Origin of the sequence: Vibrio sp. Isolate30 (assembly GCF_022397975.1) — a bacterium.
Classification (GTDB): domain Bacteria; phylum Pseudomonadota; class Gammaproteobacteria; order Enterobacterales; family Vibrionaceae; genus Vibrio; species Vibrio fortis.
This window is the reverse complement of the sequence record NZ_JAKEUS010000011.1, coordinates 82,996-100,491: the sequence shown is the minus strand read 5'-3', so window position 1 is coordinate 100,491 and position 17,496 is coordinate 82,996. Positions and strand designations below refer to the sequence as shown.

Sequence of the window (17,496 nt, the reverse complement as noted above, 5' to 3'; positions counted from 1 at the left end):
ATTTGCAATAAATATTTTTTGATCTATATTTGCGTGGCAATATGCAACAGAGCTATTAACAGTGTTATCAATAAAAACAATAAGATAGAAAAATACTCTTCACCAAAAACAAGAAAGAGACCACTTGAAAGTAAGTTGTGAGCAGGTAACGACAACCTTTGGAAAATTAGGAAAGCTCAATGAAATCTACGATTATTATCGTAAGTCATGTCGTGAATGATGCTGTCACTCACGGCTTCGTACCGACAGCAAAAGCCATGGGTCTTCACGTCACTTTGGTCACAGATCACAAGCTCAACCATCTAAAATTGAGAAACAATGACGAGCGTTTTAGCCCAGACGCCATTCTTGAATGTGATGTATTTAATCCGCTTGCACTTATCGAAACCATTACCGAACAAGATCTGAAACCTAGCGCTGTTTTTAGTAACAGTGATCACTTGCAAACCTCTACCGCCATATGCGCTCAATTCTTCGGTTTGCCAGCAAAAGATTGGACCGTAACGTTACAAGCAAAGAACAAGCACCTCACTCGCCAAGTTCTGAACGAAAAATCTTTGCCCAATGTGCAAAGTGAATTGATCTACCACGACACCGACTCTACGTTGAACTTTACGTTTCCTGTCGTCGCCAAACCCAGAGAGGGCGTGGCAAGCCTAGACGTCCAGCTTTGTAACTCTAAGATTGAGCTGGAAAGTTATTGCGAGCGCTTTTGGCAGAAACACCCAACTAGCCCGATCTTGGTTGAGGATTTTTTGCAGGGACCGCTTATCACCGTAGAAACCTTGGGAGACGGAGAAAACTTTACGGCACTTGGTGGGTTTAATGTAGATCTCTCTGAGCCTCCATTCTTTATTGAAACCGGTGCCACTTGGAATGGCGGCAACAGCACTCAATTTAAGGATGAGTGCGTCAGGCAGTTACAGGCATTTGGCGTCGGCTTTGGTGTTTGTCACAGCGAATTCATCATCACAGAGTCAGGCCCAGTATTAGTTGAAATAAACTATCGGAGCATTGGAGATGGTAGAGAGTTCTTACTCGACAATCTAAGTGGTGGGAAATGGTTTAGCACCATCTTAAGCCTACATCTTGGCAACAAGCTAGATCCTTCATTCCAAATAGCTGGCAGTGCAGATGTCCACTATGTTGTCGCAAAGCAGAGTGGCGTCATAGAGGGAACATCCACGTCTTTCATTCATCAAGATGGGGATATTGTCATACAGCAGCAAGTGCTCAAACACCCAGGTGATACCTTCCTACAAAGCTTTTCAAACAAAGATTACTTGGCGCGAATTTCTATAGTGTCGCCTTCAGGACAAGCTCTAGATGCGGTTCTTCAACGCACCATTTCTCGATTCAATCTAACACCAAACAACGAGGTAACCGCATGAATGGCAATGCTTCATACCTAACTCAGCGACTCGTGGATACTTGCCTTCGTGAAGACCTATTTGGATTAGTGTCTAAAAGTCAGTTCAGAGCTAAAGTTTCTGCCGCTATTACTGTTTCGAATTATCCGAGTGAACAAGTATGGGCTGTCTTTTCACATTCGGATTTCACGCTTTATCTACCCGTGACTCCAAGTTACTACATGCAACGCTGGGTATACGGTTCTCCAAATGATATGGCTTGCAATGGTTGGATCATCGAGGAAAAGGGGCAGGTTAAACTTCAACACGACTATCATGATTGGATTAAATTACTAAAGGCATGTGCACACGAAAGCTCTCATCCATTGCTAGACGGTTACTTACAGGAACTGGAATGTGCGGAGGAACACAAAGCACTATGTGATAACGCTTTCCAACAACATTCTGAATCATTGATCCAGCCGATCTCTCAACTACAGCATTGGCATCAAAAACTGCTGCGCGCTGATCAGATCGCGTCATACCTTGATCACCCTTATTATCCAACCGCTCGCGCAAAATTTGGTTTGAGCGATACAGACCTCGAACAATATGCGCCAGAGTTTGCACAAAGCTTCGCTCTACGTTGGCTAGCGATTGATAAGTCACTCGTCACTCTGACCAGTTCGCAACCACTATGCTGGCCTACCATGGAGCAAGTGGGTCTACCGGGCGACTTTGCTCTGAGTCATCACTTATTCCCGGCCCACCCATTGACACTGCAAAGCCTTGAGTCTCTTCCCGAAGGGATTATTGAAGCCCCTACTCCATACCTTGATGTTACGCCTACACTATCAGTACGTACCGTCGTTGTGGATTCTGCACCACACATTCACATCAAAGTACCGCTTATCATGCGTTCCCTAGGTACCAAAAACATTCGCTTAATCAAGCCTTCGACTCTTTATGACGGACACTGGTTTGAGTGCCTGTTAACGCACTTAGAGCAAAGTGATACCGATTTACAAGGCACGCTATTTCATTGTAATGAGAAACACGGTGGTCACGTAGGAGACGACAAGAGCTTCGCTTACATCGTACGTGAATATCCATTAAACCATTCGCAAGACAAAGCTCTCGTTCCTGTTGCCGCGCTTGCTAGCCCAATGCCCGATGGACGCTTGTTCTTAGAGCACCTCGCTGAGCAGTATAATCACAACGACACGTTAACTTGGTTTAAGGATTACGTTGACCTACTTTCGAAAGTCCATCTGAGATTATGGCTCCGCTACGGCATCGCATTGGAGTCCAACCAACAGAACGCCATTATAGCGTTCGATGCGCAGGGAAAAATGACCCTAGCGATGAAGGACAATGATGCAGCGCGAATTTGGCCTGAGCGATTTAGAAACTTTGAACACCTCTCACCCGTTAAGTGCGATCAATTACTGGATCAGCGCATCAAAGTAAACGATGAGCTGGCTCTTGGTCAGATGTTCACTACCATCACGTTACAGCTCGATATTGCAGCGATTGTTGAAGCAATGGCCGCGCATGCAATTGCGCCATCTGCTGACCTATACAACATAGTGGCAGCTAGCCTCTCACGACAGCTAGAGCAACTTCGTAATCAAGGTCTTGACGTAACACTTGCCAACAAGATGCTATTTGAATCACCGAACCTGTATGCAAAATATTTATTGAGCTCAGGCAGTTTGCTCTCGAAAGAAGCCTCCGGCGCTAGCGATATCAACAAATTCTATGGGTTATCGGCTCCTAACTTCTTACTACTTACCAGTGAAGAAGCACAACACGCTTATCTAGAATCCATCAAACAGAGCGTGAGCTAATCCAACATGACCAAACTCATATATTGCGTGCTGCTCTGCCACTTCATCGCAGCATTTGCAGCCTTAGGCATGCCTCTGTTTTTGCCTATGGTATTACCGACACTTGGCGCACATATTGATTCAGACTGGGCTGGCATTTTGTTTATTTTGCCAACCTTTTGTACTGCGTTAGCTGCACGATTTTGGGGGCAGTTTGCTGATAAATTTGGCAGACGTCGCTCTCTATTACGAGCCCAGTTAGGACTTGCTGCGGGATTTGCTCTGTGTGGTTTGGCAGACAATATAGCGATGTTTGTGTTTGGTCTTATTGTTCAAGGAACCTTTGGCGGCACCATGGCCGCCTCTAATAGCTACCTATCAAGTCAAATTAAAGACGCAAAGACTCTCGGTACCTCACTGAATAAGACTCAGCTTTCTGCACGTTTGGCGTTGATCGTCGCGCCCATCGGCCTAGGTTGGAGCTTATCGGAGACAAATCCGCTGAATGCGTATCTGTGGTTGTCTGCCTTACCCTTGTTAGCATTGGCTATCACACTAACGCTCCCTGCTGATAGCATCGTGAAATTGGATGCGGATAAAGAAGTTAAAGGCCAAACAACAATTCAAACAGAACAAGCAACACAGAAGCCCGTTCACAATCTCTACTGGGTATTCGGTGCACAGTTCTGCTTTGCTTTTTCTATGGTCGTCACCTTCCCCTATTTCTCACCTTTTGTGCAGCAATACGGGGTAACAAACCCTGCGTGGATAGGCTTTTTATACGCCCTTCCACACGGTGTTTACTTACTCTTTGCCGGAAAAATTCATCTGTTTTCAGAGTGGCTCAACCGCCGTCATCCACAAAATACCTTGTACCTTGGTTTTGGCTTGCTCTCAGTCAGTACTGCGATGCACCTGATACCCGACCAAACAACGCTGATCATCGCACGAGTTGTTTTTGGACTTGGTATGGTCTGTTGCTACCAAGGGCTGCATCAAGCCTTAGCCAACCAAATCGACCGACAGCAAAGTGGCAAGATATTTTCGCGCTTTGATGCCATGTCTAAATGGGGCGGTGTTGCCGCGGGGCTAAGCGCGTCTTTTATATCAAGCTTGGGCTGGCTTGAGGTTCCTTTCTTACTTTCTACTTTGATCAGCTTTAGTACTGCTATCGCAATGATCATTCTTTCAAAATTTGGACATCGACATGTTAAACACTCATTCATCTCCAACTAAGAACCAAGCTAAGAACAATGCGCAGATAAACCTCAGCCAGGTTCAGCTAAATCAAGAAAAAGCCCAATTAAATACCATTATGGGTGTAGTGAACTGTTACCTTCGTGAATATGCAATACCCAATAATCAAGTTGAATGGAGTTTCAGCTCGGCATCACTTCCGCAGACATTAAAAAGGAACTATGTAGCCCAGCAACGCGTGGCAATACACCTTCCTCAGCAGAACCGGGCACACGAGAGTGACCTGTTAGTCTTACCTATTGAATACATGAGTAAGCTAGGAAAAGTAAAACTTTCGGATGCACCTTGGTTGAAAACAGCCGGAGCTGGCTGGTCTAAATTGGACGCGACTCAAACCCTGACACTGTTGCTCAACTACCTTAAACAAATGTTGATGATCCCGTTCAATAACGAATTGATTGAACAAATGCAGAATAGCTTACTGGTCACCGAACAGTTCCTAAATGCCGACAATCCTCATCAACAGCACAATGCCTTTATCGCTTCAGAACAGTCGCTACTCTGGGGACACACTTTTCATCCAACACCAAAAAGTCGCTCTGGCGTAAGCATGGATGACTTGCTGGCTTGTTCCCCAGAAGTTGGGGCGCAAGTACCTCTGTATTGGTTTGAGGTGGAAGCAACTTTACTGGATATATTACGCTCAGATACGCGTACATCACCTAAAGCGATGCTCGAACAATTGGCTCCAAGAGAAAGTGATTCAGAATCAAAATTACTTTATCCGTGCCACCCTTGGGAAAGCTACACACTTCTACAAAATCCAGCAGTTCAACGTGCGATTGAACAAGGAAAAATTACACCATTAGGCTTAAGTGGAGACAAACTGTTACCCACTTCATCTGTGCGTACTCTTTATCACCCAGATATGGAATGGTTTGCGAAGTTTTCCATCAATGTGCGCTTGACCAACTGTGTTCGCAAAAACGCATGGTATGAACTCGACAGCGCCGTTCAGCTAACCTCTATTCTACGTTCGATAAAAGAGGGTGAGCAGCTGCGTAACCCTGTATTCAAGGTGATGAGTGAGCCATACGCAACGACACTGAATCTAGGATCGATTGCTGAGCAAGAGCATGACGACATCATTAAAGCTCGTGAATCATTTGGCATTTTATATCGCGAAAACTTCACACTCAGCGAAATCGATATTCTACAACCGACATTAGCAGGTTCGTTATTTGCTTATGACCGAGAAGGAAACAGCTGCATAGCTACCCAGCTAAAACAGAAAGCGATATCAACACAGAGCCAGTATGAAAATCTCGCAACCTTGTGGTTCGAGCGCTACTTACACTGCTTGGTTCCAGGTGTGTTTAACTACTACTTCAAACATGGAGTCGCATTTGAGCCTCATCTACAAAACACGCTAATTGGTTTAGAACAAGGTATGCCATGTTGCGTGTGGATTCGTGATCTAGAAGGTACAAAATTGTTACCTGAATTTTGGCCATCAGAGAAATTACAACAGCTTTCAGAAAGAGCCCGACAATCGGTTTACTACAGCCGAGAACAAGGCTGGAATCGCATTGGCTACTGCACCTTTATTAATAACATCAGTGAAGCCATATTCTTTATTGCTGAAGAAAACGCCAAGCTTGAAGAGACATTATGGAGATCACTGAAAGCAGCTATCGTGCGCTGGCAGTCGATCAATGGCAAACAGCCAGAGTTAGTCTCCTTACTTGATGGCGGCTGTTTCCCAAGTAAAAACAACTTCACCACTCGTTTGATGCAAAATGCCGACAAAGAGTCAGGTTACACACTCATTGCAACACCGTGGACGGCTCTAAACAAGGGACAAAGTCATGACTAACCCAACTCAACTTCCTTCGTACATTGAGCAAGAAGTAAAGCAGCTCGCGACGCAGCAAAATCAACCATTGTGTGCTTACCTGTATGACCTAAATGCAATTGAACAGCACATCAAACAGATGCGCCATGTATTACCTAAAAATGTGGAACTATTTTATGCCGCAAAAGCGAACCCTTCAGCACCGATATTGAAAACTTTAGCACCGTACGTTGATGGTTTTGAGGCAGCATCTGGCGGAGAACTTAGCCACCTTCAGCAGCAAGAGCTTAATAAACCGCTGATCTTTGGTGGTCCAGGTAAAATGCCAAGCGAATTAGAACAAGCAATACAACTTGATGTCGATGCCATCCATGTTGAAAGTATTACGGAACTTCAGCGAATCGGAGCTTTAACACAAAAGTTGAATCGACCCGCTTCCATCTTTCTGCGCATGAATATCGATATTGGCGACATCACACTCAGCAAGCTAGCCATGGGTGGAAAACCGACTCCATTTGGTTTCGATGAAGCTGAGTTGGATAACGCCATCATGCATCTGCGTGATTTCCCATTGATAGAGCTGAAAGGCTTCCACTTCCACCTAATGTCACATCAACTCGATGTTGGTCGTCACTTAGCACTCGTTCAACGTTACTTCCAAGTGGTTAAGCAGTGGAAGAAACAATACTCGCTTGAAGACCTCATTATTAACCTGGGTGGAGGCATGGGGATCAATTACCAAGATCCTAGCCAACATTTCCCGTGGATAGAATTTTGCGACAAATTAGAATTCTTGATCGCTGAAGAACACATGCAAGATTGGAAACTACGCTTTGAGTGTGGACGATATATTTCTGCGCCTTGCGGCTACTATGTGATGGAAGTGTTAGACATCAAACAGAATCTTGGCGAAAACTTTGTGATTGCTCGTGGTGGCACGCACCATTTCCGTACACCAGCAGCACAAAGCCATGATCACCCTTTTGCTGTCATCCACAATCATCAGCACTCGACCATTTCGAATCCAATCCAACACACTACTGCCAATTTAGTTGGTCAGTTATGCACACCAAAAGACGTACTCGCTCGAAACCAAAACATTGAGTGCATCGACATCGGTGATTATCTTGTGTTCACCTTAGCAGGAGCATATGCATGGAACATTTCTCACCAGAACTTTTTGATGCATGAGCCGCCTTTATTCCATTACTTCTAAAACCAAGGCTATGATGGTGATACAACGTCGCTCATGCTCCAAGCGACTAAACATCTATACATATCAGCTGTAGAGAACTATAAACATAAAAAAGCGAGTTCAATTGAGCTCGCTTTTTCATCTAAATTCATGATGTATAGCGATAATTATTACTTAACTGTTTGAGTTCGACCGCTACACATTGTTAAATAGCTCAAAATTTTTAGTTCTGAGTCCACTATGGCAACCATCAAAGACGTCGCGAAAGAAGCTGGCGTATCCATTGCTACCACTTCACGAGTTCTTAACAACGCTCCACACACCAGCGAATCGGCCATTATTGCTGTAAAAAAAGCGATGAAAAAATTGGGCTATCGTCCCAATGCGAACGCTCGAGCATTAGTGAGCAAATCTTCTAATACTATCGGTGTGCTGGTTAATGATATGTCGGCACCTTTCTTTGGCTCAATGATCAAAGCCATTGATACCATTGCGAGTGAGCAAGAAAAACAGTTGCTGGTGGGCAGCGGTTACCATGACGCCACGAAAGAGCGCAATGCCATCAACCTTTTGATCAACAGCCGCTGTGAATCATTAGTCGTTCACAGTAAGGGGATGTCAGACGCAGAACTCACCAAACTCGCAGATGAAATACCAGGCATGGTGGTTATCAATCGTGTTGTTGATCAGATAGCCGCGCGTTGTGTTGCTCTTGATAACCGCCAAGGTTCCTACATCGCGACGGAGCACCTTATCCGCAATGGCCATAAACATATTGGTTACCTGTGCTCTAGTCATGATATCGACGACGCTCGCGATCGCCGTGAAGGATATTTGAATGCCCTGCGTGATAATGGCATTGAACCTCGCGAAGAGTACATTCAGTATGGTGAGCCTGACGAAACTGGTGGCGAGCAAGCTATGGTCGATTTAATGGCTCGCAATACACCAATCACAGCCATTGCGACTTACAATGACTCAATGGCAGCAGGATGTATGACTCTGCTTCAAGAAAATGGTGTCCGAATTCCTCAAGATATGTCAGTCATTGGTTTCGATGATGGTCATATTGCACGCTACATTTACCCGCGATTAACCACCATTCGCTATCCAATCCAAGTGATGGCAAACGAAGCCGTCAAACTCTCACTGCAACTCGCAAACAAGGAAGAAATGGAGAAAAAAGATCGCAAGTTATTTATGCCGATCTTGGTGCAACGTTCTTCTGTTGGTACTGCAAACATAAAGGATTAAGGGCACTATTGCGCCCTAAATGACACGGAATTATGCTCAACTACATATCAAGTAAAGCCCCATGGTTACTCATAGCATTTTGCTTTCTAGGTTTTCTCATGCCTAGCCTCTCAATGCATGTCTTTGAAGTATTACCGTTTGTCCTATTCTTTTTGATGTTCTTTACCTTAGTCGGCCTCGATCAAAAAGCGCTACTTAAATCCCTGATACGTCCAAAGGGCTGGCTCTATGCTGTGATACACACCTTCGGGATGATGGCTCTTTGTGGAGCGGCGATAATGATTTTTAGCTTAGATCAGGATCTCGCATTGGCGATGTTAGGAGTCGCTGCTACTGGTTCCCTGTTTGCAACACCTGCAATTGTGCGCTCCATTGGCTTGGATTACTTTTCAGCCATGACATATACCATTACTTCTACGCTATTAAAGCCTGTGGCTCTCTACGCAACGCTGTGGTGGACATATGACGATCACTTTGAACTAGACATGCAGGCTTACTCAATCAAGTTAATAATCTATATCATCGGCCCTATTATCCTCTCTTTTTTGATCCACGCCTGCGTTGATCAATCTAAGATCAAAAAAGTGCATACTGAGCTAGCTAAGTACAACATCATGCTGGTGTTTCTTTTCCCACTCGGCTTGATGGGCGATTATCGTCAATTATGGGATACAAACTCAGAGTTCGCGCTACAACTTTTCCTGCTGGCTTTCGTTTTGTGCCTGAGCTTTTTCGTTGCCGCTTACCTCATATTCAATTTTACCGATCGCGATGGTGCGAAGATTGCCGCAATCACATCAGGAAACCGAAACGTGCTCCTCACCTACACCATTGCAGGTGCCTATCTAGGTCCTCTATTCTTGCCTCTTGTTGGTGCTCTTCAGCTTCCAATTTACCTACAGCCTTTGTTGATCAAGCGCCTAATGAAATAGTTCAAAACGTGTGCCTGTATTACGGCTCGCGTGACCACTTTCGAATTGACTCAACCTTGCCTCTACTTATTGGATTAAGGCGCAGAGTCTAAACCTGAAACCTGTAGACAGGTCAAACGAGCTCAAACAAAAAAGCAGCTCTTATTTGAGCTGCTCATAGAAAGGTCTTAACGCCAGAAATTGACTAGAGCACATCACGCAGGTTCTTGCGCTCTTCGATCTCTTCCTGCTCGGGGATGGTCCCAGACAGTGTAATGGATTTTGGCGCGGCTTTAATCCGAGTCGTCGTTCTAACCCCTTTGCTACTAGCACGTGCTTTCGGATTGTATAACTCAGGGTTTATCGTCAGACTTTGGCGTACCTCAACCGCAAACTCTTGATTCTCGTTTTCCGGTAGATAATTACTTTTCAGATACTTAATCGACATTAAGTCTTTGCTGCGTTTTAGCGTGAATAAGCACTTAGTCAAACGCATTACTGATGTAAGCCCTGCTCCAGACGCCATGGTTATCTCTTGATTACCACGAATTTCATCTTTATTGACGTGATGCACTAGCAATAGACTTGCACCTGAATCATTGGCTAGTGACTGAAATACATTCTTAATCAGTCTGTCGTGTTTCACTTCCTCACATCGCCCGATTGCTTCTGTTACGGTATCGATAATCACTAAATCAAATTGAGCAAATGTTTCTTTAAGTTGGGCCAAGTACTGCTGATGCTCTATTTGTTCTTGGTGTGAGCAGTCAGGCGGTATAACGATAGGCTCAATATCGGTCATAAAATGCAAGTTATTCTTCAGTTCAGAGCGTATTGTCGGCGTACAACTTGCTAGCTTATCTTTCATTCTGGTTTGTATAACACCTGCCCCATCCTCCGAACTCAAAACCAGTGTTTTAGCGGGTTTATCGGCCGCGCTCATACCCAATAGGGTCATCGAAGAGGCGTGTTCCATAGCAATGCATAGTGCTAAGTGAGATTTACCAACATTTGGGGCCGCTATCAACATCCCCACATGACCTTTAAGTAAACCTTTTAGGCTAAAGCTCATTTCTTGACTTGCACGTGACGACATCAGCGTATCAAGAGATTGAGTTATCATGATTCACTTTCTCCGATATAGAAAATCTGAATACCGTTGCCGACATCTCGGAACTGTAGGCTAAAGTCTTTTTCAATTTGTACTGCATTCGCTAACAGATCTTTTCTAAGATCGCTACGGAAGCTGTGGCTAACTTTTGAAGCTATAGACTGAATATAGCTATCTAGCGCCCACTCAAACTTTTTGTTATGAAGAAACTCAGCTTTATGTGTAGTTATGTACTTTAAAAATGAGCGGACTGATGGCTTGCTGTAGTTCGTCATTTTGTGTTGTTCGAGGCGGTAATAGTAGCCATGATCACGAATGGCCTGTAGCAGACGCATATCAGGAACCAAAAACACATGATTGGTTAAGTTCTTGGTTGTCTTACGACCGGTCTTGAATTTGCTACGATCACAATAGAAGCGGTAATCTTGTACAAATTCCAGTGGTTTTTTACCGACTACGTTTTGATCATCATCGAGTTCATTGATCACTAGATGTGCAGTTGCCAATTGAGTGATTCTACGCTCAATTTGATCATAGTTAGCTCTTGTGGTTGCCATTCCCATTCGCGTAGCCAATTCATACATACTCATCGAGAGAACTGTTGCGTCTCGATCAATAAATGAATCAAAGCCATCCTCCTGTGTATCCGATACATTGCCATCGGTAATTGTTTGATATACCTGTGACCAGGTCAGCCGAGCACCTGCTTCATAAGAAGAATCATCCAATTGGATGGTTTGTGCGTAGGCCAACATTGTTTCTAAGATATCGCGGTGAGGTTGCAGTAAATAGTCAACATGAAGATCAACTCTAAAATTTTTACCGTAGCTATTGATGTTCACACTTTCTAATGGATAGTTAAGATCCGTACCACCATTCTGCGCAATCTCAACCAACTTAGACTGCATAGTTGATGTTAACCGAGATGCGGGATGAAAAATCGTTGCTCTAGAAAACAAAATGGATGAGATGAATCGATTCTTTCGATCTTCTTCATTAATAACGGTTAAGCTGGATGATGAAGTCATGATCATTACCTATGGATACGATTTTATCAGTCTAACAGAGATCTTCGATTAACTCATTAACTTCGGTAAATATCCATATCAAATCGGTAAATGTTGATAGTAGATCACAATAACCACCTATAAACATCGGCAGATGTTTAGTTACTTCGGTAAATGTTTAGTTCTTATGGGTTGATCTTTATTTACCGTTCTCTTCCCTTATGATGCGTGTTGTGGTTACTTTATAGGCTTGGATCGCTTGATGATCATTGACCTTTAGCAAATTAAGATCTTGATTCATGTGCGATCGGTTAATGTTGATATTAAAACAATCGGGATCGGCAAATGTTTATATGCTAGATCGTCTAATGTTATTAGATTTTCGGTAAATATTTATATCTAATCGGCTAATATCTACGTTTAATCGGTAAATGTCGTTACTTAAAGCGTTACACTAAGAAACTAGAACCTTTAGGATCTAGTTTCAAAACAATACCAACTTCACTTAGGTTCTGTCGGTGACTCAAAATCTCATTACAAAACTCAAGAGAGTTTTGCAATGAGCTGTTGAGTTTATCGACAAACTTCAGTTGTTTAACACTCTTTTTGTTCATCATTTGTTCTTTTTGAGATCGGCGATATTTTTCTTTCAATGAACGAAATTAAATTCATTGTGTAAGATCGTTAAATGTCATTATCTCTATGTCGTTAGATATAAACATTTAACGAAGTAGATTGATCTGAGGAAGATTTACTGTAGGTTTTATGGTGTTTTGATCTTAATGTTCAGATCATCGTTATATGTGTTATATCAATATTGTTTGATCATCAGTAGTCAAAGAAATACGTAGTTTGGTATGTTAATTTTTTGTCAATGTTCAGGCTGAACATTAACCGATTATTGATGATATTGTGTCCAGTATAATGGTCATAATATAGATGTTCTTGATGAGTTTTAGTTTGTTGTTTTTAATAGACAATATCCGTCACAACTAATTAGTGTATTGTTCTTTCTGTATTCGTAACTATATAAAGATAGACTGAATACCAGGTTACACCGTAACACTTGCGCTGTGATGAGATATCAAGCGCATTCACTTATTGTTATTAAATCTAATGTTTAGTTTGAACATTGACATTAGTCTTGTCGATGTCGCTTTGTTATAGATGAATAGAAGCCAGCTTAAGTTACTTACTTAGCTGGCTTTTTAACTTCAATTCTAGATTAATAATCTAGTGTGCCACGAATTGGGTAATGGTTATTAGGATCTCGTATCCAAGCTAAACCGCGCGTTAATGCTCCTAGTTCTGGACGCACAAAAGGATTATTTGAAATATCAACGACGTGTAACTCCCCTTTCTCATTAACGATGAATAATCCTGGCTCTGCAAAGTTATGATCGGTTTCTTGCTCTGAGCGTGGAAGCGAAATGTAGACGCCTAGCGTTTTCATTTGTTCTTCAGTGAGTCCGTAAGCGATTGGGAAAGAGATATCGAGTTTCTCTAATTGCTCTTGTGCTTGATGTTTTGCGTCTGCAGAGACTGCAAGAATATCAACACCTGCATCGTTGAAGGCTTGTTTGTAGTTTTCAATCTCATTGAGGTATTTGGTACATAATGGACAGTGCTTACCTCTATAGACAAACACAGCTTGCCATGTCATTCCTGACTTTGGTTCACCTAAGGTGACATTTGTTCCGTCTAGTAAAGTAGCATTAATAGTAGGAAACGAATCTCCTGCTTTGAGTTTATTTGATTGCCCCATTTGGTTCCCTTTTTATCGAATTTGAATTCTTAAACCACTTCAAATATAGAAGTGATTCCCTTTAGCGACAAGCAGTTAGCATTTAGTAACCTACCCCACCCATCACCCACATGAGGCGTTTTTTTTGTCAATGTTCAGGCTGAACACTGACAGGTTTGATTGTCGTTTCGCTGCACAAATTGTTTTTGTACAGATGTTGTTCGATAGGCCACATCAAATCACTAAACAATGTTATATGCTTTTAATTAAATAGAACCAATCATTAGTCTTCGAGGTCCCTAATGTTTACAAGCTTGGTAACATCAGAACTACCTGAAGAGCTGTATTTATCTGATACGGTAAGACAGGGAGAGAAACGAGTCGCAGACCTTCTTGGTATATCGATGTATAAATTGATGGAGCGAGCTGGAGAGTCAGTATTTTCTGTTATTCAGCAAAGGTATGAACACTGTCGTCATATTCTGGTGGTTACTGGAACGGGTAACAATGGCGGTGATGGCTATGTTGTTGCAAGACTAGCATTGGCGTCAGGATATAAGGTGACCTTATGGCAAGTTGGTTCATCTCAAAAGATAAGTGGAGATGCGAGGTCTGCAGAGCAACTCTTTCGATCTGCTGGCGGTAAAGTGCACGAACCAAACTTTGAACTAGACGATAGTATCGATCTCATTGTTGATGGAATTTTGGGGACTGGGCTTACTGGCAAACTGAGGGAGTATGCTGAGTCTGTCATCACCACATTGAACAAGTCTAGCTGCCCTATCATCTCAATCGACGTTCCATCAGGGCTAGATAGCGATACCGGTAGACAGCTTGGAACGACGGTTAAGGCAAATGCGACTGTCACCTTTATTGCCCTCAAAAGAGGCTTAGTTACGGCTCAAGCCCGAAGTCATGTTGGGGAGTTGCTGTTTGCAGGGCTAAGTGTAGATAGAGTCTTTGCTGATCATAATGCACCAAATGCTTTGCTCACGAGTGCAAGATGGCGAGATAGGTTGAAAGCTAGAGCACAAGACTCACATAAAGGTAGCCACGGGCGCCTATTGGTTGTTGGCGGCGGTGACGGCATGAGTGGTGCTGCGTATCTCGCCGCTGCAGCTTCGTTGCGTTCCGGGACGGGGTTGCTGGCCTCTATTGTTCATCAATCTAGCTGTTTCCCTATGCGTTCTTTGTTACCTGAAGCTATGGTGTCAGATGTTGAGCAATTATCAGAAAGACTAGATTGGTGCACAAGTATCTGTTTAGGTGTGGGTTTAAGTCGACTTGATTGGGGCAAACATGCTTATGATGAGGTGATGAGTCGAGCTTACAACGTACCTAAAGTGATAGATGCGGATGGCTTGTATTGGTTAGCTCAAGATGACCTAGATGCCCGTATGATAGTAAATACTGTTATTACGCCCCACCCTGGTGAAGCCGCAATGTTGCTCAATTGCAGTGCCAAAGACGTTGAAACCGATCGTTATCTCTCAGTTGAGAAGCTATGTCAAAAGTATCAATGTGTCACAGTGCTCAAGGGAGCGGGAACCTTAATTAGTGATGGTCAAAAAACGGTAGTATGTCACGCAGGTAATGCTGGAATGGCGACTGGTGGGATGGGTGACGTACTTGCCGGTGTTATCTCGTCACTACTGGCACAAGGTTATAAACCTATTGATGCAGCAATATTAGGTAGCGTTATTCACAGCATGGCTGCTGACCACAATGCCAGTAAGTATGGACAAGTAGGTATGATGGCATCTGACGTATTAGATTCTCTTCGTCATATCATTAACCGTTTAGATGGATAATCTTGATCGGCTATTTTGCCTCGCTTTTTGTCAATGTTCAGGCTGAACATTGACAAAATTAAACCGTAATTTATTGTCGAAAGTTGCTCTCTAATTGAAGTTCGAAACAGTCGATGTATATAAACTCACTCCGATTCAAGAGTTTGATTTTTGCTTGTCTAATGTGTGGTGAGACTAGGAGAACTCAGATCCCAAGTGAAAGATGTCGCTTTCTCTGAAAGTGTCCAGAGTCTTGCTGCCATCTCTTCATCCAGTGCAATTCTATCAAGGTCATTCACGTCTACTGGTCCAACTGTGTCAGCGCGTTTAGTTGGGCCATATAAAGTTTCTGTCGTTAATCCATCTTGTGTCGCACATAGTAACTGGGGCCACGCGCCTTTCTCTGCTGATTGAGCTATAACTCTCGACATGACGGCCCATAACACTTTGTTGAATGTACTCGCAGTGTCCTTTAGTAAGTTGGTTCTGGAGGCTCCGGGATGACATACATGAACTTGTACCGGTTTGCTCGCACGTTGAAGACGGCGCTGTAGCTCGTAAGCAAACATTACTTGAGCGAGCTTACTTTGAGCGTACGAGTCCCATGCTGTGTATCTATCGTTGAAGTTAATGTCTTCAAATTGAATGCGTTTCTTACCCATTTTATATGCGGTACTCCCAACAACGACGATTCGCCCGTTACTTTCTTCTAAACGTTGATATAGCAATCCGCACAGTAAGAAATGACCGTAATGGTTAACGCCTAGTTGGCTTTCGTATCCATCACTAGTGAACTCTTGCTTTGCGACTTGAGCTATGGCGCCATTACAGATAAGTGCATCAATTTTCGCCGTTTTTTCAAGCAGTTCCGATGCGGCTGTTCTGACTGAAGTTAAGCTAGCAAGGTCCATCCGTATAAAGCTGACGTTGATATTTTGGCCCAAGCTAGCTTTAAGATCAGCAATGGCTTGTAGTGACTTATCTCTATTTCGGTTCATCATTATGACTTGAGCGCCTTTTGATAGGAGTACATGTGACGCTTGAAAACCAGTTCCACTGTTTGCTCCAGTAATCACATAGGTTTTTCCTGAAAGAGAACCAATCTGATCGGGTGTCCAACCTTTGTTACCGAATTGCTTAGTTGTCATTATCGTAACCTCACTCTGCATATGAAAATGTGTTGAGACTAGAGCACTTAAGGTTAAACGTGCGTGCACTGTCGATGATAGTATTTCTGGATGAAATGAACTATAACTCTCAGTGAGTGTGAATTGTACGCGGATTGATCTCTAAAAATTGCCTATTTATATCGTTGTGGTGTTAAGGAAGAAAAGATGAAGCAAAATCTAAAAGATTGGGTTGCCAATCGACTGACAACAGATGGCATGATTGAAAGTAGAATTAATGGGGTGCATTTATTCAAAGTAACGAACGCAGTACCTTGTGCACCGGCGATTTATGACCCAGCTTTGATTGTTATATTGAATGGAAAAAAGGAAGCGATACTAGAAGGTGACCGATATGTTTACGACAGCAAACAGTACATGTGTTGCGTCGCTTCACTTCCGGTAGAAGCCGGTACGCCAGAAGCATCAGTAGATGATCCCTTAATCGGAGTTTATGTCTCTCTTGATACCAAGGTTATGAAAGAACTGACTATTGAAATGGAAGAGACAAAAGGGTGTGAATCTGGTTTTCAATCATCTATTAACCCACAGAGCCTAATGCTTTCAGACTGGGATGAAGAATTTACGGATGCATTATATCGCCTTGTAACCATAAGTGACAATGTCACTGATTCTGTGGTGTTAGGGGAAGGTCGCTTACGAGAGCTTTATTATGCGGTGTTAAAAGGAGACTGTGGCCCTTCAGTGAGGAAAGCGTTCAGTGTAGGTAATGGTATCGCGCGAGCTATTGAGCACTTATCGATGAACCTGGAGAAAAACGTTTCGATTGATGAACTGGCATCGTTAGTTGGGATGAGTAGGGCAGTGTTGCATCGTAAGTTTAAGCAGGCAACAAACATGTCTCCCATTCAGTTCATGAAATCGATGCGCCTCAATAGCGCTGCAATGAAAATTGCGACGGGCACAAATGTCAGCGAGGCTGCTATGGAAGTAGGTTACGTGAGTTCATCTCAGTTTAGCCGAGAGTTCAAACGTCTATATGGGCAATCACCGAAGCAGTGGGTTAAAGCAAAAGGGTTGGTCAATAATATTGCATGATTTCTTGGCAGTGAGTGAATGAGACAAAT

General features: G+C 43.2%; 14 protein-coding genes. 9 read left to right on the top strand and 5 right to left on the bottom strand.

Annotation, left to right across the window (positions count from 1 at the left end; translation table 11 throughout):
* Positions 1 to 179 precede the first annotated feature (179 nt).
* The 7 genes from L1D60_RS20185 (at position 180) to L1D60_RS20155 (ending at position 9,611) form a co-directional block, all read left to right on the top strand.
* Complete coding sequence (locus L1D60_RS20185; RefSeq protein WP_239842663.1) at positions 180 to 1,391, top strand: ATP-grasp domain-containing protein; 1,212 nt, start codon at positions 180 to 182, stop codon at positions 1,389 to 1,391.
* Positions 1,388 to 3,199: an IucA/IucC family protein gene (locus L1D60_RS20180; protein WP_239842662.1), complete on the top strand. Its 1,812-nt coding sequence runs from the start codon at positions 1,388 to 1,390 to the stop codon at positions 3,197 to 3,199. The genes L1D60_RS20185 and L1D60_RS20180 overlap by 4 nt, the downstream gene beginning before the upstream one ends.
* 6 nt (positions 3,200 to 3,205) lie before the next feature.
* Complete coding sequence (locus tag L1D60_RS20175; protein WP_239842661.1) at positions 3,206 to 4,414, top strand: MFS transporter; 1,209 nt, start codon at positions 3,206 to 3,208, stop codon at positions 4,412 to 4,414.
* Entirely contained in the window at positions 4,386 to 6,251 is a 1,866-nt protein-coding gene (locus L1D60_RS20170; protein WP_239842660.1) for an IucA/IucC family protein, read from the top strand. Before L1D60_RS20175 ends, L1D60_RS20170 begins: the two co-directional genes overlap by 29 nt.
* Positions 6,244 to 7,446 (top strand): type III PLP-dependent enzyme, encoded by a 1,203-nt coding sequence (locus tag L1D60_RS20165; protein WP_239842659.1) that lies wholly within the window; start codon positions 6,244 to 6,246, stop codon positions 7,444 to 7,446. Before L1D60_RS20170 ends, L1D60_RS20165 begins: the two co-directional genes overlap by 8 nt.
* A gap of 219 nt (positions 7,447 to 7,665) precedes the next feature.
* Positions 7,666 to 8,679, top strand: coding sequence for a substrate-binding domain-containing protein (locus L1D60_RS20160; protein WP_239842658.1), 1,014 nt, complete (start codon positions 7,666 to 7,668; stop codon positions 8,677 to 8,679).
* A 98-nt stretch (positions 8,680 to 8,777) separates the two neighbouring features.
* The gene (locus L1D60_RS20155) at positions 8,778 to 9,611 is read left to right on the top strand and encodes a hypothetical protein (RefSeq protein WP_239842657.1); all 834 of its coding nucleotides are present in this window, start codon (positions 8,778 to 8,780) and stop codon (positions 9,609 to 9,611) included.
* A 184-nt stretch (positions 9,612 to 9,795) separates the two neighbouring features.
* Here L1D60_RS20155 and L1D60_RS20150 read toward each other — a convergent pair whose 3' ends face one another.
* The 4 genes from L1D60_RS20150 to L1D60_RS20135 form a co-directional block, all read right to left on the bottom strand.
* On the bottom strand, positions 9,796 to 10,713 hold the full coding sequence (locus tag L1D60_RS20150) for an AAA family ATPase (protein WP_239842656.1): 918 nt from the start codon (positions 10,711 to 10,713) through the stop codon (positions 9,796 to 9,798).
* Positions 10,710 to 11,735: a DNA mismatch repair protein gene (locus L1D60_RS20145; RefSeq protein WP_239842655.1), complete on the bottom strand. Its 1,026-nt coding sequence runs from the start codon at positions 11,733 to 11,735 to the stop codon at positions 10,710 to 10,712. The genes L1D60_RS20150 and L1D60_RS20145 overlap by 4 nt, the downstream gene beginning before the upstream one ends.
* 422 nt (positions 11,736 to 12,157) lie before the next feature.
* The gene (locus L1D60_RS20140; protein ID WP_239842654.1) at positions 12,158 to 12,322 is read right to left on the bottom strand and encodes a hypothetical protein; all 165 of its coding nucleotides are present in this window, start codon (positions 12,320 to 12,322) and stop codon (positions 12,158 to 12,160) included.
* 611 nt (positions 12,323 to 12,933) lie between these two features.
* On the bottom strand, positions 12,934 to 13,473 hold the full coding sequence (locus L1D60_RS20135) for a redoxin family protein (protein WP_239842653.1): 540 nt from the start codon (positions 13,471 to 13,473) through the stop codon (positions 12,934 to 12,936).
* Between the two features lie 281 nt (positions 13,474 to 13,754).
* Here L1D60_RS20135 and L1D60_RS20130 point away from each other — a divergent pair, with 281 nt between their 5' ends.
* Complete coding sequence (locus tag L1D60_RS20130; RefSeq protein WP_239842652.1) at positions 13,755 to 15,263, top strand: NAD(P)H-hydrate dehydratase; 1,509 nt, start codon at positions 13,755 to 13,757, stop codon at positions 15,261 to 15,263.
* Positions 15,264 to 15,421: 158 nt separating this feature from the next.
* Here L1D60_RS20130 and L1D60_RS20125 read toward each other — a convergent pair whose 3' ends face one another.
* Entirely contained in the window at positions 15,422 to 16,390 is a 969-nt protein-coding gene (locus L1D60_RS20125) for an SDR family oxidoreductase (protein WP_239842651.1), read from the bottom strand.
* 186 nt (positions 16,391 to 16,576) lie between these two features.
* Between L1D60_RS20125 and L1D60_RS20120 the strand changes: the two genes are divergently transcribed.
* On the top strand, positions 16,577 to 17,467 hold the full coding sequence (locus L1D60_RS20120; RefSeq protein WP_239842650.1) for an AraC family transcriptional regulator: 891 nt from the start codon (positions 16,577 to 16,579) through the stop codon (positions 17,465 to 17,467).
* Positions 17,468 to 17,496: the final 29 nt, after the last annotated feature.

Coding starts and splice junctions, on each gene's coding strand:
- L1D60_RS20150 (WP_239842656.1), bottom strand. CDS start 10,713: ATGATAACTCAATCTCTTGATACGCTGATGTCGTCACGTGCAAGTCAA.
- L1D60_RS20155 (WP_239842657.1), top strand. CDS start 8,778: ATGCCTAGCCTCTCAATGCATGTCTTTGAAGTATTACCGTTTGTCCTA.
- L1D60_RS20175 (WP_239842661.1), top strand. CDS start 3,206: ATGACCAAACTCATATATTGCGTGCTGCTCTGCCACTTCATCGCAGCA.
- L1D60_RS20130 (WP_239842652.1), top strand. CDS start 13,755: ATGTTTACAAGCTTGGTAACATCAGAACTACCTGAAGAGCTGTATTTA.
- L1D60_RS20185 (WP_239842663.1), top strand. CDS start 180: ATGAAATCTACGATTATTATCGTAAGTCATGTCGTGAATGATGCTGTC.
- L1D60_RS20165 (WP_239842659.1), top strand. CDS start 6,244: ATGACTAACCCAACTCAACTTCCTTCGTACATTGAGCAAGAAGTAAAG.
- L1D60_RS20180 (WP_239842662.1), top strand. CDS start 1,388: ATGAATGGCAATGCTTCATACCTAACTCAGCGACTCGTGGATACTTGC.
- L1D60_RS20135 (WP_239842653.1), bottom strand. CDS start 13,473: ATGGGGCAATCAAATAAACTCAAAGCAGGAGATTCGTTTCCTACTATT.
- L1D60_RS20125 (WP_239842651.1), bottom strand. CDS start 16,390: ATGACAACTAAGCAATTCGGTAACAAAGGTTGGACACCCGATCAGATT.
- L1D60_RS20145 (WP_239842655.1), bottom strand. CDS start 11,735: ATGATCATGACTTCATCATCCAGCTTAACCGTTATTAATGAAGAAGAT.
- L1D60_RS20120 (WP_239842650.1), top strand. CDS start 16,577: ATGAAGCAAAATCTAAAAGATTGGGTTGCCAATCGACTGACAACAGAT.
- L1D60_RS20170 (WP_239842660.1), top strand. CDS start 4,386: ATGTTAAACACTCATTCATCTCCAACTAAGAACCAAGCTAAGAACAAT.
- L1D60_RS20160 (WP_239842658.1), top strand. CDS start 7,666: ATGGCAACCATCAAAGACGTCGCGAAAGAAGCTGGCGTATCCATTGCT.
- L1D60_RS20140 (WP_239842654.1), bottom strand. CDS start 12,322: ATGAACAAAAAGAGTGTTAAACAACTGAAGTTTGTCGATAAACTCAAC.